The 22838-nt window shown below is 68.9% G+C and carries 17 protein-coding genes; 5 read left to right on the top strand and 12 right to left on the bottom strand.

Features of this window, described 5'->3' with window-relative positions; genetic code table 11:
• Window positions 1–22: 22 nt before the first annotated feature.
• From bamA to pyrH, 8 genes are all read right to left on the bottom strand, one after another.
• Window positions 23–2500, bottom strand: coding sequence for an outer membrane protein assembly factor BamA (bamA, locus tag ASE43_RS05105; protein ID WP_056176744.1), 2478 nt, complete (start codon window positions 2498–2500; stop codon window positions 23–25).
• A gap of 95 nt (window positions 2501–2595) precedes the next feature.
• Complete coding sequence (rseP, locus tag ASE43_RS05100; protein ID WP_057159647.1) at window positions 2596–3957, bottom strand: RIP metalloprotease RseP; 1362 nt, start codon at window positions 3955–3957, stop codon at window positions 2596–2598.
• A 32-nt stretch (window positions 3958–3989) separates the two neighbouring features.
• Window positions 3990–5156, bottom strand: coding sequence for a 1-deoxy-D-xylulose-5-phosphate reductoisomerase (locus ASE43_RS05095; protein ID WP_057159646.1), 1167 nt, complete (start codon window positions 5154–5156; stop codon window positions 3990–3992).
• Window positions 5157–5158: 2 nt separating this feature from the next.
• On the bottom strand, window positions 5159–6010 hold the full coding sequence (locus ASE43_RS05090) for a phosphatidate cytidylyltransferase (RefSeq protein WP_056176114.1): 852 nt from the start codon (window positions 6008–6010) through the stop codon (window positions 5159–5161).
• Window positions 6007–6780 (bottom strand): polyprenyl diphosphate synthase, encoded by a 774-nt coding sequence (gene uppS / locus ASE43_RS05085; protein ID WP_056176111.1) that lies wholly within the window; start codon window positions 6778–6780, stop codon window positions 6007–6009. The genes ASE43_RS05090 and uppS overlap by 4 nt, the downstream gene beginning before the upstream one ends.
• 189 nt (window positions 6781–6969) lie before the next feature.
• Window positions 6970–7527, bottom strand: a complete 558-nt coding sequence (frr, locus tag ASE43_RS05080; RefSeq protein WP_057159645.1) for a ribosome recycling factor — start codon at window positions 7525–7527, stop codon at window positions 6970–6972.
• A gap of 100 nt (window positions 7528–7627) precedes the next feature.
• Window positions 7628–8548, bottom strand: a complete 921-nt coding sequence (locus ASE43_RS05075; RefSeq protein ID WP_057159644.1) for a cation diffusion facilitator family transporter — start codon at window positions 8546–8548, stop codon at window positions 7628–7630.
• A gap of 154 nt (window positions 8549–8702) precedes the next feature.
• On the bottom strand, window positions 8703–9425 hold the full coding sequence (gene pyrH / locus ASE43_RS05070; protein WP_057159643.1) for a UMP kinase: 723 nt from the start codon (window positions 9423–9425) through the stop codon (window positions 8703–8705).
• 318 nt (window positions 9426–9743) lie between these two features.
• Here pyrH and ASE43_RS05065 point away from each other — a divergent pair, with 318 nt between their 5' ends.
• The 5 genes from ASE43_RS05065 to ASE43_RS05045 all read left to right on the top strand — a co-directional run bounded on the left by ASE43_RS05065 (window position 9744) and on the right by ASE43_RS05045 (window position 18775).
• Entirely contained in the window at window positions 9744–10361 is a 618-nt protein-coding gene (locus ASE43_RS05065) for an RNA polymerase sigma factor (RefSeq protein WP_235567162.1), read from the top strand.
• Window positions 10358–11380: a FecR domain-containing protein gene (locus ASE43_RS05060; protein ID WP_057159642.1), complete on the top strand. Its 1023-nt coding sequence runs from the start codon at window positions 10358–10360 to the stop codon at window positions 11378–11380. The genes ASE43_RS05065 and ASE43_RS05060 overlap by 4 nt, the downstream gene beginning before the upstream one ends.
• 152 nt (window positions 11381–11532) lie before the next feature.
• The gene (locus ASE43_RS05055) at window positions 11533–14346 is read left to right on the top strand and encodes a TonB-dependent receptor (protein ID WP_057159641.1); all 2814 of its coding nucleotides are present in this window, start codon (window positions 11533–11535) and stop codon (window positions 14344–14346) included.
• Between the two features lie 341 nt (window positions 14347–14687).
• Entirely contained in the window at window positions 14688–17879 is a 3192-nt protein-coding gene (locus ASE43_RS05050) for an autotransporter serine protease (protein ID WP_057159640.1), read from the top strand.
• Window positions 17880–18082: 203 nt separating this feature from the next.
• The gene (locus tag ASE43_RS05045; protein ID WP_056176092.1) at window positions 18083–18775 is read left to right on the top strand and encodes an AIM24 family protein; all 693 of its coding nucleotides are present in this window, start codon (window positions 18083–18085) and stop codon (window positions 18773–18775) included.
• Window positions 18776–18910: 135 nt separating this feature from the next.
• Here the strand turns inward: ASE43_RS05045 and ASE43_RS05040 are convergent, their stop codons facing one another.
• The 4 genes from ASE43_RS05040 to ASE43_RS05025 all read right to left on the bottom strand — a co-directional run bounded on the left by ASE43_RS05040 (window position 18911) and on the right by ASE43_RS05025 (window position 22832).
• Window positions 18911–19654 carry a class I SAM-dependent methyltransferase gene (locus ASE43_RS05040; protein WP_157499082.1) on the bottom strand — a complete coding sequence of 248 codons (744 nt, stop codon included), beginning with the start codon at window positions 19652–19654 and terminating at the stop codon, window positions 18911–18913.
• A gap of 85 nt (window positions 19655–19739) precedes the next feature.
• On the bottom strand, window positions 19740–20621 hold the full coding sequence (gene tsf / locus ASE43_RS05035) for a translation elongation factor Ts (protein ID WP_056176086.1): 882 nt from the start codon (window positions 20619–20621) through the stop codon (window positions 19740–19742).
• A gap of 131 nt (window positions 20622–20752) precedes the next feature.
• Window positions 20753–21595, bottom strand: coding sequence for a 30S ribosomal protein S2 (gene rpsB / locus ASE43_RS05030; RefSeq protein ID WP_056176081.1), 843 nt, complete (start codon window positions 21593–21595; stop codon window positions 20753–20755).
• 355 nt (window positions 21596–21950) lie between these two features.
• A complete protein-coding gene (locus ASE43_RS05025) occupies window positions 21951–22832 on the bottom strand; it encodes an MBL fold metallo-hydrolase (protein WP_162258753.1) in 882 nt (293 codons plus the stop codon).
• Between the last annotated feature and the right edge of the window lie 6 nt (window positions 22833–22838).

Raw genomic sequence — 22838 nt, 5'->3', positions numbered from 1 at the left:
GCGCCCGGCGCGACCGCCGCCGTCAGAACGTGCCGCCGAAGGTGAACTGCAGGCGCTCGAGCTCGTCGCCTTCCTTGATCTTCTGTCCGGAGGCGTTGAACACGGCGTCCTCCTTGCGCAGCGGGAAGGCGTAGCTGATCGAGATCGGACCCATCGGCGAACGCCACATCAGCGAGATGCCGGTGGACGCGCGCAGGTCGCCGGCGTCGAATTCGTCGTAATTCTTGTAGACGTTGCCGACGTCGATGAAGGCCGACACGCGCGCCTGCGGGGTGTCCAGCAGGGTCGGGAAGTACATTTCCAGCGAGCCGACGGTCTTGAACGAACCGCCGATCGGCTGGGTGAAGGTGCTGCCCGGCGACGGGCCTTCGCGCGGACCCAGGGTGTTGTCGGTGAAGCCGCGCACCGAGCGCACGCCGCCGGCGTAGAAGTTCTCGAAGAACGGCAGGCCGTCGGCGGTGACCGTGCGGCCGGTCAGCGGACCGGCGCCGTCCGGGTCCGGAATCACGCGCGTGACCGCGTCGCCGTAGCTGTCGCCGTAGCCGAGTTCGGCGCGGGTGTTGAGCACGAAGTGGCGCGAGATCGGCCAGAACTTGGAGATGTTGTAGTTGAGCTTGTAGTACTCGACGGTCGAGCCGGGCAGGGTCATTTCCAGCCAGACGCGCTGCTGCAGGCCGCGGGTCGGGGTCAGCAGGTTGTCCAGCGAGTTGCGCGACCAGCCGAACTCCGCGCGCCAGGCGTGGAAGGTGCGCGTGCCGAGGGCGTCGATGTAGTCGACCAGGCTGAAGGCGGTGCCGCCGCGGCTGGTCAGGATCTCGTTGCTGTCGATGCCGAACATCGCCGAGACGGTGTCGGTCTCGGTGATCGGCAGCCCCAGCACGACCTGCGCCGCGCCGCTGGTGGTGGAGTACTGGGCGGTGTTGTAGTCGGAGTTGTCGAACTCGCGCCACCACAGGTTGTAGCCCAGCGACATGCCGTCGTCGGTGAAGTACGGGTTGGTGTACGAGAAGTCGTAACGCTGCAGGTAGTCGTTGCGGCTGGCCTGCACGGACACGCGGTTGCCGCTGCCCAGGAAGTTGGCCTGCGACAGCTGGATCTGCGTGGTCAGGCCGGTCAGCTGGGAGAAGCCCAGGCCGAACACGAAGCTGCCCGAGGTGGTTTCCTTGACGTTGTAGACCACGTCGACCTGATCGTTGCTGCCTTGCACCGGCTGGGTTTCGACGTCGACGGTCTCGAAGTAGCCCAGGCCCTGCAGACGGATCTTGGAGCGGTCGATCGCGGCCTGCGAGTACCAGCTGCCTTCGAACTGGCGCATTTCGCGGCGCATCACTTCGTCGGCGGTGCGGGTGTTGCCCTTGAACACGACCCGGCGCACGTTGACGCGCGGGCCCGGCACGACCTGCATGTTGATGGCGACGGTCTTGCCTTCGCGGTCCACGTCCGGGATCGGGTTGACCTGCGCGAACGCGTAGCCGACGTTGCCCAGGGTGGCGACGATCGCGTCGGAGCTGATCTCGAGCAGGCGGCGCGAGAAGATCTGATCGGGCTTGACGATCACCAGGCGCTCGATCTGGTCCTTCGGCAGCACGGTGTCGCCGGTGACCTCGACCTTGGTGACCTTGTACTGCTCGCCCTCGTTGACGCCGGCGGTGATGAACATGTCCTGGCGGTCGGGGCTGATCGCGACCTGGGTCGACTCGATGTTGAAGTCGACGTAGCCGCGATCGAGGTAGTAGTTGTTGAGCTTCTCGAGGTCGCCCGAGAGCTTCTCGCGCGAGTACTGGTCGTCGCGGCGGTACCAGCTGAGCCAGTTGTGCTCGCGCGATTCCCAGCCGCCGACGATGTCTTCCTGGGCGAACTTCTCGTTGCCGACCAGGTTGATGTGGCGGATCTTGGCGGCCTTGCCTTCCTTGACCGTGATGGTCAGGTCGACGCGGTTGCGGTCCAGGCGCGCCACCGTCGGGGTGATCTCGACGTTGTACTTGCCGCGGTTGTTGTACTGCTTGGTGAGCTCCTGGGTGACCTTGTCCAGGGCCAGGCGGTCGAAGGTGTCGCCTTCGGCCAGGCCGGCTTCCTTCAGGCCGCGCAGCAGGTCTTCGCTCTTGATGTCCTTGTTGCCGGTCAGGGTCAGCTTGTTGATCGCCGGACGCTCGGTCACGGTGACCACGACGATGGTGCCCTGACGGCCGACCTGCACGTCCTCGAAGAAGCCGGTCTTGTACAGCGCGCGGATCGCGTCGCCGGCCTTGGCGCCGTCCATGGTGTCGCCGCGCTCGATCGGCAGGTAGGTGAACACCGTGCCGGCGGAGATGCGTTGCAGGCCGTCGACGCGGATGTCGCTGACGGTGAACGAACCCGCTGCCGGTGCCGGGGCCGGGGCCGGCGCGCCGGGTAGCGCGAACGGGTCGGCCGACTGCGCCAACGCTGGAGCTGCCGCGGCCGAGGTCAGCGCCGAGGCGAGGGCGAGGGCGAGCATGCGGCGAGGAGGGGTTCGCGTCATCATTACGTCCGGTTGGGGTTCGTTGACGCCCGTAACGGGGCGCCGGTTCGAGGCTTCGAGCGATCGAGGCATCGGGTCGATAGGCAGGGCCGGCATCAGCGCACCAGGTTGTTCACGATGTCGTTGTAGAACGCCAAACCCATCAGGCTGACGATCAGCGCCAGGCCGACATACTGGCCGGCGGCCATAACGCGCTCGCTGACCGGGCTGCCCTTGACCAGCTCGATAAGGTAATACAGCAGGTGACCGCCGTCCAAGATCGGGATCGGCAGCAGGTTCAGGATTCCCAGGCTCAGCGACAGCAGGGCCAGCATCTGCAGGTACCACGCCGGACCGTGCTGGGCATGGTCGTTGGCGGCTCGGGCGATGGTGATCGGGCCGGCGACGGTGTTCTGCACCGATAGACGGCCGCTGAACGCACGTCCGATCATCGCCACCATGTCCTGGGTCTGACGGCCCATTTCGCGGAACGCGGCGGGGATCGCGTCGATCGGGCCGTAGCGCAGCACCGCATCGGGCTGGGGCTCGCCTTTGGTCGGCTCCAGGCCCAACATCCATTGCTGCTTGCCGGTTTGGGGATTCTTGGCCAGCAGCGGGGTCAGCGGGAACGCCAGGCGGTCGCCGCCGCGCTGCACTTCGACCATGGCCTCGCCGCCGCGCTTGCCCAGCGCATCGACCAGGCCGCCGATGTCGCCCCAGGATGCGACCGGCTCGCCGTCGATCGCGGTCACGCGGTCGCCTTCGGCGAGCACGCCCCAGGCCGGAAGGTTCGGCGACACGCGTCCGATCACCGCCGGCGTCAGCTGATGGCGCCAGATCAGGCCCGTGTGGTTGAGCAACTGGCGTTCGTCGATATCGGCCGGCAGCTTGGACAGGCGCAGGGTGCGGGTGGCCTCGCGGCCGTCCTCGCCGCGCACCTGCACCGGCACGTCGCTGCGGTCCAGCGCCGCCGATAGCAGGGCCAGCGCGGCTTCGCTGGTGGTGGGGGTGGCGCGGTCGCCGACCGCGACGATGATGTCGCCGCGGCTCAGGCCCGACTGCGCGGCCAGGCCCTCGACCTTGCCGACCGCGGGCGCGAAGTCCGGGCGGCCGATCACGAACATCAGCCAGAACAGCGCCACGCACAGGATCAGGTTGGCGATCGGGCCGGCGGCCACGATCGCGATGCGCTTGAACACGCTCTGCCGATTGAAGGCCTGCGCGACCTCGGCCGGATCGACGTCGCCCTCGCGCTCGTCGAGCATCTTGACGTAGCCGCCCAGCGGAATCGCGGCGATCGCGAACTCGGTGCCGTGGCGGTTGCGGCGCATCCACAGCGGCCTGCCGAAGCCGACCGAGAAGCGCAGCACCTTGACCCCGCTGCGGCGCGCGACCCAGTAATGGCCGAACTCGTGGAAGGTCACGAGCACGCCCAGGCTGACCAGCAGCCACCAGACCGAGCCGATGAATTCGCTCATGGGAGTTCCACTCTTGGGGTCAGGCCCATGCGCTACGCCTTGTCATCGATGGCTTGCGCGGCGTACCGGCGCGCCTGCGCATCGGCATCGCGCAGGGCCGCCAGCGAGGTCGCCGGGGTGGAGGGGAGCGCGGCGAGGGTGTCCTCGACCAGCGCCGGTATCGCTAGGAAACCGATACGCCGCTGAAGAAACGCTGAAACCGCCACTTCGTTGGCGGCGTTCAACACCGCCGGGGCGGTGCCGCCCGCGCTCAGGGCCGCGAAAGCCAGGCCCAGGCAGGGAAAGGCGTCCAGGTCCGGCGGTTCGAAGTCCAGCCGCCCGTGCGCCAGCAGGTCCAGTCCGGACACGCCCGAGGCGATCCGCTCCGGCCAGCCGAAGCCCACCGCCAGCGCGGTGCGCATGTCGGGCAGGCCGAGCTGGGCCAGGGTCGAGCCGTCGACGAATTCGACCAGCGAATGGACCAGGCTTTGCGGATGCACCAGCACCTGGATGCGCTCGCCCGCCACCCCGAACAGGTGGTGGGCCTCGATCACTTCCAGGCCCTTGTTCATCAGCGTGGCCGAGTCGACCGAGATCTTCGGGCCCATCGACCACTTCGGATGCGCGACCGCCTGTTCCGGGGTGACCTGGGCCAGGGATGCGCGGTCGCGGCCGCGGAACGGCCCGCCCGAGGCGGTAAGCAGGATCCGCGCCAACCCCGCATGCGCGTGCGCATCGGGCAGGCATTGGAAGATCGCGTTGTGCTCGCTGTCGATCGGCACGATGGTGGCGCCGGCTTCGTGCGCGGCGCGCATCAGCAGCTCGCCGGCCAGCACCAGCGATTCCTTGTTGGCCAGCAGCAGGCGCTTGCCGGCGCGCGCCGCGGCCAGGGTGGAATCCAGGCCGGCCGCGCCGACGATGGCCGCGACCACGGTGTCGCAGGCGTCGCCGGAGACCAGCGCGACCAGGGCCTCGTCGCCGCAGTGCGCCTGGGTGTCCAGGCCGCGCGTGCGCAGGCCGTCGCGCAGCGCGGCGTAGCACGCGGCGTCGGCGATCACCGCATGCGCGGGTCGGTGGCGCTCGCACAGCGCCAGTAAGTCGTCGACGCGCGCGCCGGCGGCGAGCACGCTGGTGCGCAGGCGCTCGGGATGGCGCGCGATCACGTCCAGGGCCGAAGTGCCGATGGAGCCGGTCGCGCCGAGTACGGCGATGTGCTGCATGTTCAGAAGTCCAGCACGGCCTTGCCGAGCGCGAAGACCGGCAGCGCCGCGAGCACGCCGTCGACGCGGTCGAGGATGCCGCCGTGGCCGGGAATGAGATGACCGGAATCCTTGACCCCGGCATGGCGCTTGAGCAGGCTCTCGAACAGGTCGCCGACCACCGAGAACAGCACCGCCACGAACGCGACCAGGGCCACCGCCGGCAGCTGATAGGGCTGGGCGCCGGCGAAGCTGGCGAAGGCGATGCCGACCGCGACGCCGGCGAGCACGCCGCCGACCACGCCTTCGATGGTCTTGTTGGGGCTGACCCGCGGCGCCAGTTTGAGGCGGCCGAACTTGCGCCCGGCGAAATAGGCGCCGCTGTCGGCGGCCCACACGATCGCCAGCGCGGTCAGCAGCCAGCGGTGGCCGTTGGGCTGGCCGGCGTGGATCCAGGCCAGCGCGCACCAGGCCGGAATCACGCTGAGGGTGCCGGCGGCGAGCTTGAACGCGCGCGCGTAGGACTCGTGATTGCTCGCGAATTGATAACGCTGCAGCCAAAGCAGGGCCAGCAGCCACCAGATCACGCCGACCAGCGAGGCGATCTTGAACAGCACCATCGAGGGCACGCCGGCGATTTCGGGCGCGCCCGAGCGCGAGGCCCAGACGATCGCCACCATCAGCGCCAGGTTGGCCGCCAGCAGCACGGTGCGCGACAGGGTGTCCTCGATTTCGGCCAGGTCGAACCATTCCCACAACCCGATCAGGAACAGCACCGCGGCCAGCGCCATCACCCAGGGGGTGTGCAGCAGCAGGATCGCCGCGATCGCGATCGGGGCCATCACCAACGCGGCGAGCAGGCGGGTTCGGGTCATTCAGCGGTCTCGTCGGTGTCGTGGGTGCGCGCGGCGATCTGCGCGCCGGTCAGGCCGTAACGGCGTTCCCGGCCGGCGAAGTCGTCCAGGGCGCGCTGGAGTGTGGCCGCATCCAGTTCCGGCCACAACGCATCGGTGAACCACAACTCGGTGTAAGCCAGCTGCCAGAGCAGGAAATTGCTGATCCGGGTGTCGCCGCCGGTGCGGATGAACAGGTCCGGCGCCGGCAGGTCGGCCAGGGCCATGCGCGCGCCCAGGGCGGCCTCGTCGATGGCCTCCGGCGCCAGCCGGCCGGCGGCCACGTCCTGGGCCAGCGAACGCGCGGCCTGGGCGATGTCCCAGCGCCCGCCGTAGCTGGCGGCTACGGTCAGGTGCAGGACGTCGTTATTCAGCGTCTGGCGCTCGGCCGCGGCCATGCGCTCGCGGATCGGCGCGGCGAAGCGCTCGCGTTCGCCGATGAAGCGCACCCGCACGCCGCGCCGGTCGAGCTCGTCGACCTCGCGTTCCAGGGCGTTGAGGAACAGCTTCATCAGCGCCCCGACCTCGTCCTCGGGCCGGCCCCAGTTCTCGCTGGAGAAGGCGAACAGGGTCAGGGCGTGGATCCCGCGCGCGATGCAGAAATCGATGCAGACGTCGACCGCGCGCGCGCCGGCGCGGTGGCCGATGATGCGCGGACGACGGCGGCGCTCGGCCCAACGGCCGTTGCCGTCCATGATGACGGCGAGGTGGCGCGGGACGCGCGGCGCGGCGTGGGCGGGATCGGAAGGCATGGAGCCGGCGGCGGGACCTGGAAGCGGGTTCAAGTAAGCGGGTTCGGGGCGGTGGCGCGGTGCGCCGTCGCGGGCCCGGCGTGCCGGGCCTGCCCGAGCAGGTCAGTAGCGGACCGGCGGCGCCGGCGAAAGTTCGATGCCGGCCGGGGCGCGGCCGCGCGCAGGCGGGCTTGCGCGGCCGGCACGGGCTCAGACCGCCATCAGTTCCTGTTCCTTGGCCTTGATCACCTCGTCGACGTCCTTGATCGCGCTGTCGGTGATCTTCTGGATATCGGTTTCGCTGCGGCCGGCCTCGTCCTCGGTGATCTGCTTGTCCTTCAGCAGCTCCTTGACCTGGTGGTTGGCGTCGCGGCGGATGTTGCGGATCGCGACCTTGGCGTTCTCGCCTTCGCTGTGCACGTGCTTGCTCAGTTCCTTGCGGCGCTCCTCGGTGAGGGCGGGCAGGTTGATCCGGATCACGGTGCCGGCGGTGTTCGGGGTCAGGCCCAGGTCCGAGGCCAGGATCGCTTTCTCGACCGGGCCGACCATCTGCTTTTCCCAGGGCGTGATCATCAGCGTGCGCGCATCCGAGATGGCGACGCTGGCGACCTGCGACAGCGGCATGTCGGAGCCGTAGTAATTGACCTTCAGATGGTCCACCAGCGCGGTCGAGGCGCGGCCGGTGCGGACCCGGGTCAGGTCGTGGCGAAACGCTTCGACGCTTTTGGCCATGCGGGTCTGGGCGTCTTTCTTGATGTCGTTGAGCATCGCCGGCTCCGGTCCTTATGAACGGTAATCGCGGGATTATATAGGCCCGGGCCGCTTTTGCGGCCCGCAGCGGTCGCGGGGCCCCGGCGCGGGCCCGGCCTCAATGCTCGTGCGAGTGTTCGCCGTGCGGCGCGCGGTCGTGGCGATCGTGCTCGCAGGCGCGCCCGTGTTCGACCTGCAGGGTCGGGTGGTTGATGCCGTAGCGCCGGTCGAGTTCGTGGTTGAGGCGGTCGATGAAGGCGTCGTGGTCGGCGTCGTCGGGGCGCACCAGGTGCGCGGTCATCGCGATCTCGCCCGCGCCCAGCGACCAGATATGCAGATGGTGCACCGCGGTCACCCCCGGCTGCTGCGCCAGGAACGCCGCCACCTGGGCCTGGTCGATGCCGCGCGGCACCGCGTCCATGGCCGCGTTGAAGCTTTCGCGCAGCAGCCCGAACGCGCCGGCCGCGACCACCACGCCGATCAGCAGCGCGATCACCGGATCCAGCCAGGCCCAGCCCAGCCACCACATGCCGGCGCCGGCCAGCACCGCGGCCAGCGACACCGCCGCGTCGGCGACCAGATGCAGGAAGGCGCCGCGGCGGTTGAGGTCCTGGGCGTGGCCGTCGCGCACGAACCAGGCCGCGCCCAGGTTGACCGCGATGCCCAGCGCGGCCACCACCATCACCGGCAGGGCCGGAATCTCGGGCGGCGCGCTGAAGCGGCGGATCGCTTCCCAGGCCAGGGCGCCGGAGAACGCGACCAGCAGCAGCGCGTTGGCCAGCGGCGAGAGCAGGGTGGCGCGGCGCCAGCCGTAGGTGTGGCGGTCGGTGGGCGCGCGCTTGGCCAGCACCGCCGCGCCCCAGGCCAGGCCCAGGCCGAGCACGTCGCCGAGGTTGTGCAGGGCGTCGGACAGCAGCGCCAGCGAATTGGTGGCGAAGCCGTAGCCGGCCTCGATCGCCGTGTAGGCGAGGTTGATCAGGGTGATGAAGGCGAACGCGCGGGTGCCGTTCGCGGCGTGATCGTGGCTGTGCGAGTGCATGCCGCGATCGTGTCACGCGGCGCGCGGGGACACTATTACAGCAGCGCCGACGGCGCCATGTGAGCCCGCTTCCTCATCCGATGAGGGGAGCTTCATATCCCCCTTCGTCGCAGGCTCCCCCCTTTGCAAAAGGGGGGCTAGGGGGGATTTGCTTTTACCCGCGCCCCTGCACCAACGTACCGATATTCTCGCCGCGCAAAATCCGCAGCAGCACGCCCGGCTGGCTCATGTCGAAGATGCGCAGCGGCAGGTCGCTGTCGCGGCACAGGGCGAACGCGGCGGTGTCCATCACCTGCAGATCGCGCGCGATCACCTGGTCGTAGCTGAGCTTGTCGTAGCGGATCGCGTCGCTGTGCTTCTTGGGGTCCTTGTCGTACACGCCGTCGACCTTGGTCGCCTTCAGCAGCAAGTCGGCGCCGATCTCGATCGCGCGCAGCGCGGCGCCCGAGTCGGTGGTGAAGAAGGGGTTGCCGGTGCCGGCGGCGAAGATCACCAGACGGCCCTTTTCCAGATGACGGATCGCGCGCCGGCGGATGTAGTCCTCGCAGACGTCGTTGATCTTGATCGCGCTCATCACCCGCGCCTTGGCGCCCAACTTCTCCAGCGCGTCCTGCATGGCCAGGGCGTTGATGACGGTGGCCAGCATGCCCATCTGGTCGCCGGTGACCCGGTCCATGCCGCCGGCGGCCAGGCCGGCGCCGCGGAAGATGTTGCCGCCGCCGATCACCAGGGCGACCTCGGCACCGGCGTGCTGGGCCTCGACCACCTCGCGCGCGAGCCGGCCGATCACCTTGGGGTCGATGCCGTAGTCCTCGTCCCCCATCAGCGCCTCGCCGGACAACTTGAGCAGGACACGGCGACAGGCGAGCTGGGACATAGGGACCTCCGGGTGAGCAAACCCAGCGATTCTAGCCGAGTGGGGCGGGTTCCACGAGTCGGGCCAGCTTGCGGGATTGCGATCGGCGTCGCGCTACGCCGGCTTGCGCATAGCCTGGCGCCAGCCTTTGACATAGCGGATTCCATGTTACAAAGCTAGCGCATGCCGGTTCGCCGCCCCGCGCGGCCGCTCCGGCGCTACCAAGCAACCCGCAACAGGGGCCAGGTGCAGATGAACGATCAGGTTTCCAGCACAGCGACCGGCGCCACAGGCCGCGGTCGGCCGCGCCCACGGCGCGCGACGGCGGTGGTTTAGGCCTTGGCCCGCCCCGTGCACCAGGCCCAGATGGACGTCTTCCCGGATCCGCCCGCGCCGGACCGCCCCGCGCCCGGCCGTCCGGAGACCTACCCGCGCGCCGACGACGGCTTCGAGCGTTTCGTGCTCGAGCACCGCGATGCGCTGATCCGTTTCCTGTGCAAGCGCACCGGCGAGGAAGACGCCAAGGACATCGCCCAGGAAAGCCTGGTCCGGCTGATGCGCTACCGCGGCCAGCCGGCCGAGCAGCTCAAGCTGCTGATGTACCGGATCGCGATGAACGAGCTCAACGACCGCGGCCGCCGCCAGCAGAGCCAGCACGCGTCCGCGCACGTGAGCTTCGACCAGCATTTCCACGGCCTGCCGTCGGCGGATCTCGCCCACGACCAGCGCGTGGCCAACCAACAGGAGCTGGCGCGCGTGCGTGAGGCGATCCTGCGGCTGCCGACCAAGTGCCGGCAGGTCTACCTGCTCAACCGCATCGAAGGCATGAGCTATACCGAGATCGCGCGCCATTGTGGGATCTCCGTCAAGGCTGTGGAGAAACATATCGGCCGTGCGCTGGTGCTGTTGCGCTTGCGTCTGCGGGAAAATCTGTCAGACACGACAGGTGGCGCATGAATACGGCTAGCGCGAATTCCAACCGATACGACGATCAGGACCAGGCCGAGGCCTGGGTGGCGCGCCTGAACGCGCCCGACAGCGACACCCACGACCGCGAGGCGTTCGAGCGCTGGCTGGCGCAGTCGCCGGCCAACGCCCGCGACTACCGCGAGGTCGAGCAGATCCATCTGCTGTCGGCCCAGTTGGGCGACGACGACCTGTTGCGCGCGGCCGCCCGCGCGGCGCGGCGCGACAGCGCGGCGACCCGCCGCCGCTTCCATCCCTGGCTGGCCCCGGGCGCGGCGATCGCAGCGACCCTGGCGGTCGCGATCGGCGTGGCGGCGTGGATCCAGCGCGCGCCGCCGGTGCAGACCGACCGCTACGTCACCGCGATCGGCGAGCAGCGCACCATCGCCCTCAGCGACGGCACCACCCTGCTGCTGGACACCCACAGCGCGGTAACCACGCGTTTCGACCGCGACAGCCGCACCGTCGAGGTCGCCCAGGGCCGGGTCCAGTTCGCGGTCGGCCGCGACAGCGACAACCGGCGCGGCCCGCGTCCGTTCCTGGTCAAGGCCGGCGGCGGCACCATCCGCGACATCGGCACCACCTTCCAGGTCAGTCGCGACGGCGGCGCGGTCGACGTCGGCCTGATCGAGGGTGAGGTCGAAGTGGCGGTCGGCGGCGCCGGCGCCACCCGCGTCACCAGTACCCTGGCCCCGGGCGAGCAGGTCCGCATCGAGAGCGGCGGCACGCTGGCGCCCAAGCGGCCGCTGGACCTGGCCGTGGCCCAGGCCTGGCCGCGCGGCGACCTGGTGTTCAAGAACCGCCGTCTCGACCAGCTGCTGGACGAGATGAACCGCTATTCCAAGACCCAACTGCGGCTGGAGCAGCCGGCGCTGGGCGCGCTCAAGGTCAGCGGCGTGTTCCACATCGACGACCAGGAGGCGCTGCTGGCGGCCCTGGAACGCGGCTGGGCGCTGCAGGCGCGGCGCGTGGGCGAGCACGAGATCGTGCTCCAGACCGCGCGCCAGTGACGCCCGGATCGGATCGGCCCCGAGCTTTCGCAACCAATAGTGGCGTCGCGTTGCAGGCCTACGCAGGCTTCCGTATGGTGGCCGGTTAGGGGGATAGACGCACCGGATGAATGGCCAAAGTTAGGCACACGTTAGCCATCTCGAGTGCGTTCTTGTTGTGCCTCGCTGCGCAGGGCACGCAGACCGCTGCGGCCGCGCCTTCGGCGCCGACTCGTTTCGCGATCCAGCCCGGCGCTCTGGACGACGCCCTGCAGTCCCTGGCCACTCAGAGCCGGGTCCAGATCCTGTACGCCCCGGCCCTGGTCGCGCGCAAGCGCAGCGCCGGCCTGCGCGGCGAACTGGCGCCGGCACAGGCGCTGGAACGCCTGCTGCAGGGCAGCGGCCTGCGCGCGGTCCGGGTCAACGACGACACCTTCCTGTTGCAGTTGGCGCCGCCGCCGGCGGCCGTGGCCAAACCCAAGCCGCCGCGCCCGCTGCCGCCACCGCCGCCGCGGATAGAAGAGCCCACCAACCTGGGCCCGGTCCACGTCACCGGCAGTCACATCCCGCGCAGCGACCTGGAATCGGTGCCGGTCTCGCCGATGACCCTGATCGGCCGCGAGGAAATCGAGGCCAGCGGCCACCAGACCCTGTTCGAACTGCTGCGCTTCCAGCCCGGCATGGTCGGCCATCACCCGGTCGCGGTGGCGGCCGAGGGCGGGCAGCCCTATCAGCAGCCGTTCGCCGCCGCGGCCACCACCAGCCTCAACGCCCTGGGCCCGCGCGCCACCTTGTTCCTGGTCGACGGCCAGCGCATCGCCAACTACGGCCTGATCTCGGCCGATCTGGGCGGCCTGACCGATCTGGACGGGATCCCGCTGAGCATCGTCGAGCGCATCGAGATCATCCGCGGCGGCGCCTCGGCGATCTACGGCGCCGACGCCATGGCCGGCGTGGTCAACATCATCCTGAAGAAGGACCAGCAGGGCTCGGAAGTGATCGCGCGCCTGGGCGTGTCCGACCGCAACGACGCCAAGCAGCGGCGCATCTCGGTCAGCTCCGGCGTGGACCTCAAGCGCGGCGGCAACCTGTTCCTCAGCGCCGACTACTTCCAGCAGGACGGCCTGTCCGGCGCGCAGCGCTCGTGGCGGACCATGGATCGCAGCGCCGACGGCCTTGGCGATTGGCGAATACCGCTGGGCTATATCGGTTACGAAACCAATAATTTCTGGTGGGCCTGTCCGCGCCAGTACCGCGACCGCCAGGGCCGCTGCATTCTCGACACCGCCAAGCAGATCAGCCTGCAGCCGGAGTCCGAGCGCACTTCGTTCTACGCCCACTGGCGCCAGCCCTTCGGCGCCGACACCGAGGCCTACGCCGATCTGCGTGTGGGCGAGGTGTCGCAGCAACTGCTGGGTGCGCCGTTTTACGCCAACGTGAGCTTGCCGGAGGAGCATCCGGACGCGTTCTATCCGGGCGAGATGACCTCGCTGTACTACGCCTTCTACGACGCCGGACAGATCCGCACCCGCAGCGTGGCCCAAACCGTCGACCTGAGCGTGGGCATCAAGAGCTACCGCGGCGATTGGGAGTGGAGCGCGGCCTACGCCCACCACGAGAACTCGGTGGTCAACCGCATCGACGGCTTGGTCAGCTTGAGCGCGTTCTATGAGCTGGTCGGCAACCTCAGCTATCGCTTCAACACTCGTAACAGTCCCGAGACCATGGCCGCGTTCTCGCCCCGCTTGATCGCGCGCGGCAAGGCAGAGCTCGACCAGGTCACCGTGGGCGTCAACGGCCCCTGGTTCTCGCTGCCGGCCGGTCCCACGCGCGTGGCCGCCGGCCTGGAGCTGGGCCGCGATTCGCTGGACAACCGGCCCGACCCGCGCATGGTCGAACACGACGTCGCGCTCAGTCCGCCCAAGGTGCGCGTCGACGAGAACCAGGGCACCGCCTCGCTCTACGCCGAACTCAGCGCGCCTCTGGCCTCGCACCTGCAGGGCGAATTCGCACTGCGCGCCGATTACCGCGAGGGCTACCGCCACAAGCTTTCGCCCAAGCTGGGCCTGAAGTGGAACGCGCTGGATACTCTGACCTTCCGCGGCACCTGGGCGACCGGTTATCGCGCGCCCTCGTTGTACGAACTGCGGCGTCCCAACGTGGCGGATCAGTCCGCGGTGGTGCAGAACACGCAGGGATTCGGACCCTGCGACAACCCCATCGTCGGCCCGAACGGCGAAACCCAATGTGTGGTCTCGCGCAGCGCGTTCGAGAACACCGACCTCAAGCCGGAAACCTCGCGCAGCTACACCTTGGGCCTGGTGTGGGCGCCGAATTCCCGCTTCAGTCTGGCCCTGGATCATTTCGACATCCGCCGCCGCAACGAGATCACGGTGGTGAACGGCCTGGCCGGCGACCTCATGTCGACGCGCGCGGCCAAGCGCGACGACGAAGGCGATCTGATCGGCGTGCAGGACTATTACGACAACATCGGCGAAACCCACGTGCGCGGATGGGAGTTCGATGCCGAGTACCGCGTGCAAACCCAGCGCTGGGGACGCTTTACGCTGCGCTTGGCCGGCAACTATCTCGATCAGCTGTCGCGGCGCGTGGATACCGAGAATCCGGTGTTGGACTACGCCGGCTACGGCGCGCCCGATCGCACCGCCTTGGCCGGGCTGCAATGGGCCTACGGCAACTGGAGCACTACCGTGAACGCGCGCGCGCTGGGCTCGTCGCGGATCGGGCAGCCCGGCCAGGACTGCGACAAGCTCTACGTGCTGGCCGGCCGCTGCCGCAATCCCGGCTCGACCACGCTCGATCTCAACCTCGACTACAACGTCGAACGTTGGCGCTTCTCGCTCAACGTGCACGACCTCGGCGATCGCACGCCGGTCAACTACGACGTCAGCAAGGGCGGTTACGACATCGCCTACGACGATCCGCGCGGTCGCTACTTCCTGCTGAGCGCGGCTTACCGCTTCTGACGTACGGTAGGTGTTTCGTCTACGCGTGTTGGCATCTTTTTAGCGCATTTCGCGTTGAATACAGCGAAGACGGCGCGGGGCCGGCGATGCGCCAGGGTAGGGGGACCCGGCGCGCTTGCGTTATTTCCTATCAGGGGTCGCGTTGGCGACGGTCCGCATCCACCGTCGATCAGGGGAGCGGCTCGCGTCGCAGCGCACCCCTCCCCATCCCCCACGCGATTCGATCGCGCCGCCACAGGAGCACCGGCAGCATGCAAAGCAGTGCAAGCGCAACAGGCACACCTCGTCGTCACCCTCGCAGCCACGCCCGTTCGGCGTTGTCGGCGGCGATCCTTTGCGGCTTGCTGCTGGGCGCGGCCGCGCCCGCGTTCGCGCAGGACGCGTATCAGGAAAGCGGCGTCATCGGCGACGCCGACAGCTGGCGCAGCGACGAGTTCAAGGCCGACTGGGGCCTGGGCGCGATCGGCGCCGAGTACGCGTACGCGCGCGGCCTCACCGGACGCGGCATCCGTCTTGGCGTGTTCGACAGCGGCGCCGCGCTTGCGCATTCCGAATTCGGCGGCCGCGACCACCGCGCCATCCGCATCAGCGATCCCGGCTGCGTCGCCAGCAGCGCCATCAACGGCCCCAACGCCTGCTTCCTGTCCGACGGCGAGATCGCGCAGATCGATGCCTACTACATCAACGACACGGTCCCGCCGGATCTTTCCTTCGACGGCGAAGGCTTGCGTATGTTCATGGAATACAACAGCCACGGCACCCACGTCGCCGGCACCATGGTCGCCAACCGCGACGGCAACGGCTCCCACGGCGTGGCCACCGGCGCCAGCCTGACCACCTCCAAGCTGTTCTTCAACCGCATCAACGAGTTCTATGCCGACGGCGACGGTTACCCGAGCCGGTTGCTGACCCAGGGCCCGGGCGAGGACGCGCTCAACAGCATGTTCGACCAGATGGCCGCGCAGGGCGTGCGCGCGATCAACCACAGCTGGGGCAACGGCATCGAGCCGACCACGCCCGAGGACATGGACCTCGAATACGACACCTACCACGACTACTACCGCCTGTTCGCCGACGCCGCGTTGCGCACCGGCATGATCAATGTCTGGGCCGCGGGCAACGACTACGGCAACATCGCCGGCGCCTACGCCACCCTGCCGCGCTTCGCGCCGGAGATCGAGCAGTACTGGCTCAGCGTGGTCAACCTCGGCGAGGACCTCAACCTCGACGGCAGCTCCAGCATCTGCGGCCTGAGCAAGGACTGGTGCGTGGCCGCGCCGGGTACCGACATTCTGTCGACGGTGATCGAGGGCCAGATCGACGGTCGCGTCGAGCAGAATCCCGACGGTTCCTATAATTTGGAAATCGACGCGGCCCATCCGGACTACGGGTACGGCTACAAGACCGGCACCTCGATGGCCTCGCCGCACGTCACCGGCGCGCTGGCGCTGCTGATGGAGCGCTATCCCTACCTCGACAATCCGCAGATCCGCGACGTGCTGCTGACCACCGCCACCGACCTGGGCGATGCCGGCGTGGACGAGTTCTACGGCTGGGGCCTGATCGATCTGAAGAAGGCGATCGACGGACCGGGCCAGCTGCGCGTGGACACCGACGTGGTCATGAACCAGCGCGCGGGCGGCGCCAAGGTCTGGGAGGGCGATGCCTGGGACGACTGGAGCAACGACATCTCCGGCCCCGGCCGCCTCACCAAGTCCGGCGCCGGCTGGCTGCGCCTGAGCGGCGACAACAGCTTCGCTGGCGCCACCGTGGCGCAGGGCCGTCTGGAATTGGCCGGCGGCAACAAGCTGTCCGGCGCGGTCGACGTCGCCGGTGGCGATCTGCTGCTGACCGGCGATCTGCATAGCACCGACTTGAACGTCGCCTCCGGCGTGGCCCGCATCGAAGGCGGGCTCCACGATCTGGCCTTCAAGCTCGACGGCGGCTGGGGCCTGGTGGCCAGCAGCGGCGTGCTCGACAACGTCGACCTCACCGTCAACGGCGGCAAGGTCGCGTTCAACGGCACGCAGCAAGGCGGCAGCACCGTGATCGGCGCCGGCGGCATGCTCGGCGGCACCGGCCGCCTGGGCACGACCCGGGTCGAAGGCACGATCGCGCCAGGCAATTCGATCGGCACCCTGACCATCGACGGCGACTACACCCAGGCCGTGGGATCGACCTACCAGGTCGAACTGGCGGCGCCGTCGGCGTCGGACCTGCTGCTGGTCAACGGCCGCGCGACCCTGCTGGGCGGCACCGTGCGCGTGTTCCAGGGGCCGGGCACCTATCTGCTCGGCCAGCGCTACGACATCCTTTCGGCGAGCTTGGGCGTGGACGGCCGTTTCGCCGCCATCGACCACAGCGCGTTCTCGCCGTTCCTCAAGTTCGACCTCGCCTACGCCGCCAATAAGGTGACCGTGGACGTGGTGCGCGGCGCCAGCATGGCCAGCGCCGCCAACACCTACAACCAGCGTTCGGCCGCGGGCGCGGTCGATGCGCTGGCGATGGGCCAGGGCCTGCCGCAACCGCTGACCCAGTTGTTCCCGGCGCAGGCCTTGGACGCGCTCGACGATCTCAGCGGCGAACTGCACGCGAGCACGCGCTCGGTGCTGGTGGACGGCAGCCGGCATGTGCGCGAGGCCGCCTTGGCGCGTGCCCAGGCCGGCAGCGGCGCGTTCGACGCGGCCGCCGAAGGCGAGTCCGAGTCGGCGGCCTGGATCCAGCTGCTCAAGAACGGCGGCACCCTGCACGCCGACGGCAACGCCGGCGAAGTCGGCTACAACGGCGACGCCAGTCTGCTCGGCTACGACTACCGCTTCGCCAACGGCTGGCGCCTGGGCGTGCTCGGTGGCGTCGGTCGCAGCGACGCCAAGCTCGACGCGCGCAGTTCGCGCGCCGAAGTCCGCTCCCGCCACCTGGGCCTGTACCTGGGCCAAAACTGGGGCGGTTTCGGCCTGCGCGCCGGCGCCAGCTACGCGCGCCACGACATCGAGATCGAGCGCAACGTGAGCTTCCCGGGCTTCGCCGACCGCACCCGCGCCGATTACGACGGCGATACCCGCCAGGTCTTCGTCGAGGGCGCGTACCGCATCGCCACCGGCGCCTGGGAATGGGAACCCTACGCGCAGTACGCGCACGTGCGCGTGGGCAGCGACGGCTTCCAGGAAAGCGGCGGCGTGGCCGCGCTCAGCGGTGCCAGCGCCGACCAGCGTCTGGACCTGTCCACCCTGGGCCTGCGCTTCAACGTCGGCCTCAAGGGCGCGCAGCAGGACAGCAGTTGGCTGAACCTTCGCGGCGGCATCGGCCGGCGCCATGCCGGCGGCGCCGAAACCCCGTCGGCCACGGTGGCCTGGCGCAACGGCGCGGCCTTCGACGTGCACGGCGCGCCCTTGGCCGAGGACGCGACCGTGTTCGAAGCCGGGCTGGCCGCGCGCTTGGGCGCCAACGGCCTGCTCGAGTTCACCTACAGCGGCCAGTGGGCCGACGAAGCGCGCGATCACGCGGTGAACGCGCGCTATTCCCTGCAGTTCTGACCGTCGCACGACGGTGGCGAGCACGGCGGCCACGGCCGCCGTGCCGCGGCGACGGACCGCCGGGCGGCACGGATGCCCGGCGGGTGGCCGCAAGATCGGGATCTCTCCCAACACCTCTGGCCGCCTCGCAGGCGGCCTTTTTTTGTCATGCCGACGCGCGCGCGGTCGCTTATGCTGCCGCTTCCATTGGCGCAGGACCGCATATGAGCATCAAGAACCTCAAGGATTTCGTCGAAACCAGCAGCCAGAAGGATCTCAGCCCGGAGACCTTCGAACTCGAGAGCTCGCATCTGCTCGAAGTCAAACTCAACGGCCGCATCTGGGCCAAGTCCGGCTCGATGGTGGCCTACCGCGGCGGCGTGAAGTTCATCCGCCAGGGCATGCTCGAACAGGGCCTGACCAACCTGCTGAAGAAAGCGATCAGCGGCGAAGGCACCCAGATGATGAAGATGGAAGGGCAGGGCCGGGTCTACATCGCCGACGCCGGCAAGAAGATCACCTTGCTGCGCCTGGCCGGCGAGTCGATCTTCGTCAACGGCAACGACATCCTCGCCTACGAGGACGGCATCGCCTCGGAGATCAAGATGATGCGCAAGGTCTCGGGCATGATGTCCGGCGGCCTGTTCAACATGAAGCTGTCCGGCAGCGGCGTGGTTGCGATCACCTCGCACTACGAGCCGCTGACCTTGGCGGTGACCCCGGACCAGCCGGTCTTCACCGACCCCAACGCGACCGTGGCCTGGTCCGGCAATCTCAGCCCCGATATCGTCACCGACATCTCGCTGGGCACGCTGCTCGGCCGCGGTTCGGGCGAGAGCATCCAGCTCAAGTTCTCCGGCAACGGCTGGGTGGTGGTGCAGCCTTATGAAGAGGTGTACTTCCAGCAGCAGGGCTGAGCACGGCGGCCCGGTCTCCCCGTTCGCGCTTGCGCGATCGGCAAGGGTGAGGGCGTCGCTGGCGCTGCGACAAAAAGGCCGCGGAATCCGCGGCCTTTTTTGGTTCGAACGAACGGCGGCGTTGCTCCGCGCGATTTACTTCCGCGAACGGAACTCGGGCGTCCACGGAATCTCGCGATCCTCGCGCGCGATCATCGCGACGTCCTGATTGTCGGCCCAGCCGCGCTCCATGTAGCCGGCCAGGCGCACGCCCGGAATATCGCGCACCGCGGCGATGATCGCCTCCGGACGCGACAGGGAAATGCCGTAATCGCCCATGTCCACGTCTCGATAAGGCGCATAGCCGTAACCGGTCGCCTGGTAGTCGGCGACGATGCGTTCCCAAGACGGCGGGTCGATCATCTGGTAGATCTCCTGCATGCGCAGGCTCCAATCGCCATGGAACGTCGCCACCAGCACGCCGTCGGGATTGAGGTGTTCGCTCAGGTAGCGCAGCCAGCGACGCGTGCGGTCGAGGTCGACGTGCGTGAACAGCGAGCCGACCCAGATCAGGTCCACCTTGGGCAGGGCGACCTCGGTCAGCTCGGGCTTGGAGTGGATGGCGGTGCCGGCGAAGGTCTCGGCGCAGAAGTCGGCGCCGGAATGGTCGATATCGCAGAAGTACAGCTCGGCGTCGGGAAAACCCGCGCGCAGGTGGCGCGCGACCCGGCCGTGCCCGCAGGGCAGGTCGAGAATGCTGCCGATCTTGGGCAGCCACGAGGCCCGCGCGGCCAGATCGACCAGGCGCAGGGCGCTGCGCCCGACCGCGAAGTACCAGCTTTCCGCCGGTTGCCACATGCCGTCGTCGGGATGGATTTTCCGCTCGATGTCCGCTTGCATCTTCACTCCGCGCTGATTGCTCGCACCACGCCCAAAAGAAAGCCGCGGAGGTCCGCGGCCTTCTTCGACTCGAAACAGCGGCGGCTTACGCCAGACCGGCCTGCTTCATCACTTCGGCGGCGAAGTCGTCGGTCTGCTTCTCGATGCCTTCGCCCACGGCCAGACGCTGCGAGGTCACGACCTCGGCGCCGGCGGCCTTCAGGACCTGCTCGACGGTCTGGTTGGTGTCCAGCACGTAGGGCTGACCGTACAGGGTGACTTCGTTGACGATCTTGGCGATCTTGCCGCCGATGATCTTCTCCAGGATGTCGGCCGGCTTGGCCTTGTCCTTGTCGGTCATCTTGGCCAGTTCGATTTCCTTTTCCTTCGCCACGAACTCGGCCGGGACGTCGCTGGCCTTGATGTGCGGCGGGTTCATCGCCGCGACATGCATCGCCAGGCCGCGGGCCAGGTCCATGTCGCCGCCCTTGACCTCGATCAGCACGCCGATACGGCCGCCGTGCACGTAGGCGGCGACGTTGTTCGGGCTGTCGATGCGGACCAGGCGACGCACCTGCACGTTCTCGCCGACCTTGGCGATGACGGCGGCGCGGGTTTCCTCGATGGTCTCGCCCGAGGCGACCTTGGCGGCCTTCAGCGCTTCGGCGTCGGCGGCGCCGGAGCTCAGCGCGACCTGGGCCACGGTCTCGGTGAAGCCGAGGAAGTTGGCGTCCTTGGCGACGAAGTCGGTCTCGGAGTTGATCTCGACCAGCACGGCCTTGCCGCCGTCCTGGGCGACCGCGATGCGGCCTTCGGCGGCGATGCGGCCGGCCTTCTTGTCGGCCTTGGCCAGACCGGACTTGCGCAGCCACTCGGCGGCGGCGTCGATGTCGCCGTTGTTTTCGGTCAGGGCCTTCTTGCACTCCATCATGCCGGCGCCGGTGCGCTCGCGGAGTTCCTTGACCAGGGAAGCGGTGATTTCTGCCATGGGGTTACCTCAGGTGATTCGTGTAGCCGAATAGGAACGCGCGGCGGCGACCGCCGCGTACGCCGCTCCTACTGGGTCGGATGCGTGAGAGACGCAGCCGCGCAGTCTCGCGCGGCTGCGTGACAAAGCGCTTACTCGGCCGCCGGAGCGTCCTTCTTGGCGCCGGCCGGGGCCGGGCCCTTCTTGGCCGGGGCGCGACCGCGCGGAGCGGCCTTGCGGTCTTCCTTCGCGATCGGGTTGCCTTCGGCGTCGAGCTCGACGAACTCTTCCTCGCGCACGCCGACGGCCGGCGCGGCGGCCTTGCCTTCGAGCACGGAGTCGGCGGCGGCGCGGGCGTACAGCTGCACGGCGCGGATGGCGTCGTCGTTGCCCGGGATGGCGTAGTCGACCAGGGCCGGATCGTAGTTGGTGTCGACGACCGCGACGACCGGGATGCCGAGCTTCTTGGCTTCCTTGATCGCGATGTCCTCATGACCGATGTCGATCACGAACAGCGCGTCGGGCAGACGGTTCATTTCCTTGATGCCGCCGAGCGAGGCGAACAGCTTCTCGCGCTCGCGGCGCAGGCCCAGCACTTCGTGCTTGACCAGCTTCTGGAAGGTGCCGTCGGTTTCGCCGGCTTCCAGTTCCTTCAGGCGCGACACCGACTGCTTGACGGTGCGGAAGTTGGTCAGGGTGCCGCCCAGCCAGCGCTGGGTCATGTACGGCATGCCGCAACGCTCGGCCTCTTCCTTGATCGACTCGCGCGCCGAGCGCTTGGTGCCGATGAACAGGATGGTGCCGCGCTTCTGGGCGATGCCCGAGATGAAGTTCATCGCGTCGTTGAACAGCGGAACGGTCTTCTCGAGGTTGATGATGTGGATCTTGCCGCGGGCGCCGAAGATGTACGGGCCCATCTTGGGGTTCCAGTAGCGCGTCTGGTGGCCGAAATGGACGCCGGCTTCCAGCATCTGGCGCATGGTGATCTGGGGCATTGCATGACTCCGATAGGCAGTGGAACCGACCGCCACGAGGAATGAGGGCGGTGCGCCGCAGGCGGGGCCGGCGGTGCGTGGTTCCGGGGTTGGGCCTCCCCGCTGCTTCCGTGTCCGAACCGCGTACGAATCAGCTGTACGAGGCACCCCGGCACGGGCTGTGGCAGCGGGTGTGTATTCGCCGGTGACGCCCGGCGTGGGCGGCGCGAAAGCCCTGGGACCTCCGCATAGCCGCAGAAGTGTAGCCGGATCAGGGCTTTGCGGCAACCGGAGGTGCCCAACCCCTTCGCAGCGGCTGGTCTTCCCCATTGAAAAGGGGGTGAGGAGGATTCGCTCCGCTCCTAGATGGGGCCGCTCAGGGCAGGCTGTCGTAGACCGAGCCGACGATCTGGGCCGGCTTGACCCAGTTCTGGCCCCAGACTGGGTCCAGATCGGCGGTGGGCGCGGCCGCCAGCACCTGTTCGCGGGTCCGGCCGGCGCGCTTGAGCTTGGCGACGCGCTCGCGCACCTCCGCGAGCATGTCTCGCGCGGCCTTGAGATCGGCGCGGGTACCGATCGGGCCATGCCCGGCGACGATCCGGGTGCGCGGGTCGGACAGCGCCAGGCCGCGGTCCAGGGCCGCGATCAGGCCGTCGACGGTGCCGCCGACCCCGGTGTCGATGATCGGATAGAAGCCGTTGAAGTAGCAGTCGCCCATGTGCAGCACGTTGGCGGCCGGGAAATGCACCAGCAGATCGCCGTCGGTGTGCGCGGCGGGGACGTGGATCAGCCGCGCCTCCAGCCCGTCCAGGCGAATGCGGCCGTCGCCGGCCAGGGTCACGCCGGGCAGGGCGGCGGCGGGCAGGGGCGGGATGACCCGGTTGTGGTGCTTGAGGAAGGTCGCTTCGGCCATGCGCCGGCGCGCGTTCTCGTGCGCGATCAGGGTCGCGCCGGTCGCGGCCAGGGCCTCGTTGCCGCCGGCGTGGTCGCCGTGCCAATGGGTGTTGACCACATAGCGCAGCGGCTTGCGGCCGGCCAGGGCCTGGCCCAGCGCCGGCGCGGCCTTGGCGGTTTCGCTGTCGACCAGCAGCGCGCCGTGCTCGGTTTCGGCCAGCAGCACGGTGGTGGCCGGGCCGCTCCAGGCCGACAGGCCGGGGGCGAGTTCGACCCAGGCTGCTGCGGGCTCGGCGGCCGGGGCCGGCCCGTTCAGCACCAGGGCCAGGACGAGAGAGACGACGGAAACGCGGCGCAGCGGCATGCGGAT

The sequence above is a fragment of the Lysobacter sp. Root983 genome (assembly GCF_001429345.1).
Lineage (GTDB): Bacteria > Pseudomonadota > Gammaproteobacteria > Xanthomonadales > Xanthomonadaceae > Lysobacter.
Note: the sequence above shows the minus strand (reverse complement) of the source record. Positions and strands in the feature narration are given on the sequence as shown.

Coding starts and splice junctions, on each gene's coding strand:
- ASE43_RS05025 (WP_162258753.1), bottom strand. CDS start 22,832: ATGCCGCTGCGCCGCGTTTCCGTCGTCTCTCTCGTCCTGGCCCTGGTG.
- ASE43_RS05090 (WP_056176114.1), bottom strand. CDS start 6,010: ATGACCCGAACCCGCCTGCTCGCCGCGTTGGTGATGGCCCCGATCGCG.
- tsf (WP_056176086.1), bottom strand. CDS start 20,621: ATGGCAGAAATCACCGCTTCCCTGGTCAAGGAACTCCGCGAGCGCACC.
- ASE43_RS05075 (WP_057159644.1), bottom strand. CDS start 8,548: ATGCACTCGCACAGCCACGATCACGCCGCGAACGGCACCCGCGCGTTC.
- ASE43_RS05060 (WP_057159642.1), top strand. CDS start 10,358: ATGAATACGGCTAGCGCGAATTCCAACCGATACGACGATCAGGACCAG.
- pyrH (WP_057159643.1), bottom strand. CDS start 9,425: ATGTCCCAGCTCGCCTGTCGCCGTGTCCTGCTCAAGTTGTCCGGCGAG.
- rpsB (WP_056176081.1), bottom strand. CDS start 21,595: ATGCCCCAGATCACCATGCGCCAGATGCTGGAAGCCGGCGTCCATTTC.
- frr (WP_057159645.1), bottom strand. CDS start 7,527: ATGCTCAACGACATCAAGAAAGACGCCCAGACCCGCATGGCCAAAAGC.
- ASE43_RS05040 (WP_157499082.1), bottom strand. CDS start 19,654: ATGCAAGCGGACATCGAGCGGAAAATCCATCCCGACGACGGCATGTGG.
- ASE43_RS05045 (WP_056176092.1), top strand. CDS start 18,083: ATGAGCATCAAGAACCTCAAGGATTTCGTCGAAACCAGCAGCCAGAAG.
- uppS (WP_056176111.1), bottom strand. CDS start 6,780: ATGCCTTCCGATCCCGCCCACGCCGCGCCGCGCGTCCCGCGCCACCTC.
- rseP (WP_057159647.1), bottom strand. CDS start 3,957: ATGAGCGAATTCATCGGCTCGGTCTGGTGGCTGCTGGTCAGCCTGGGC.
- bamA (WP_056176744.1), bottom strand. CDS start 2,500: ATGACGCGAACCCCTCCTCGCCGCATGCTCGCCCTCGCCCTCGCCTCG.
- ASE43_RS05095 (WP_057159646.1), bottom strand. CDS start 5,156: ATGCAGCACATCGCCGTACTCGGCGCGACCGGCTCCATCGGCACTTCG.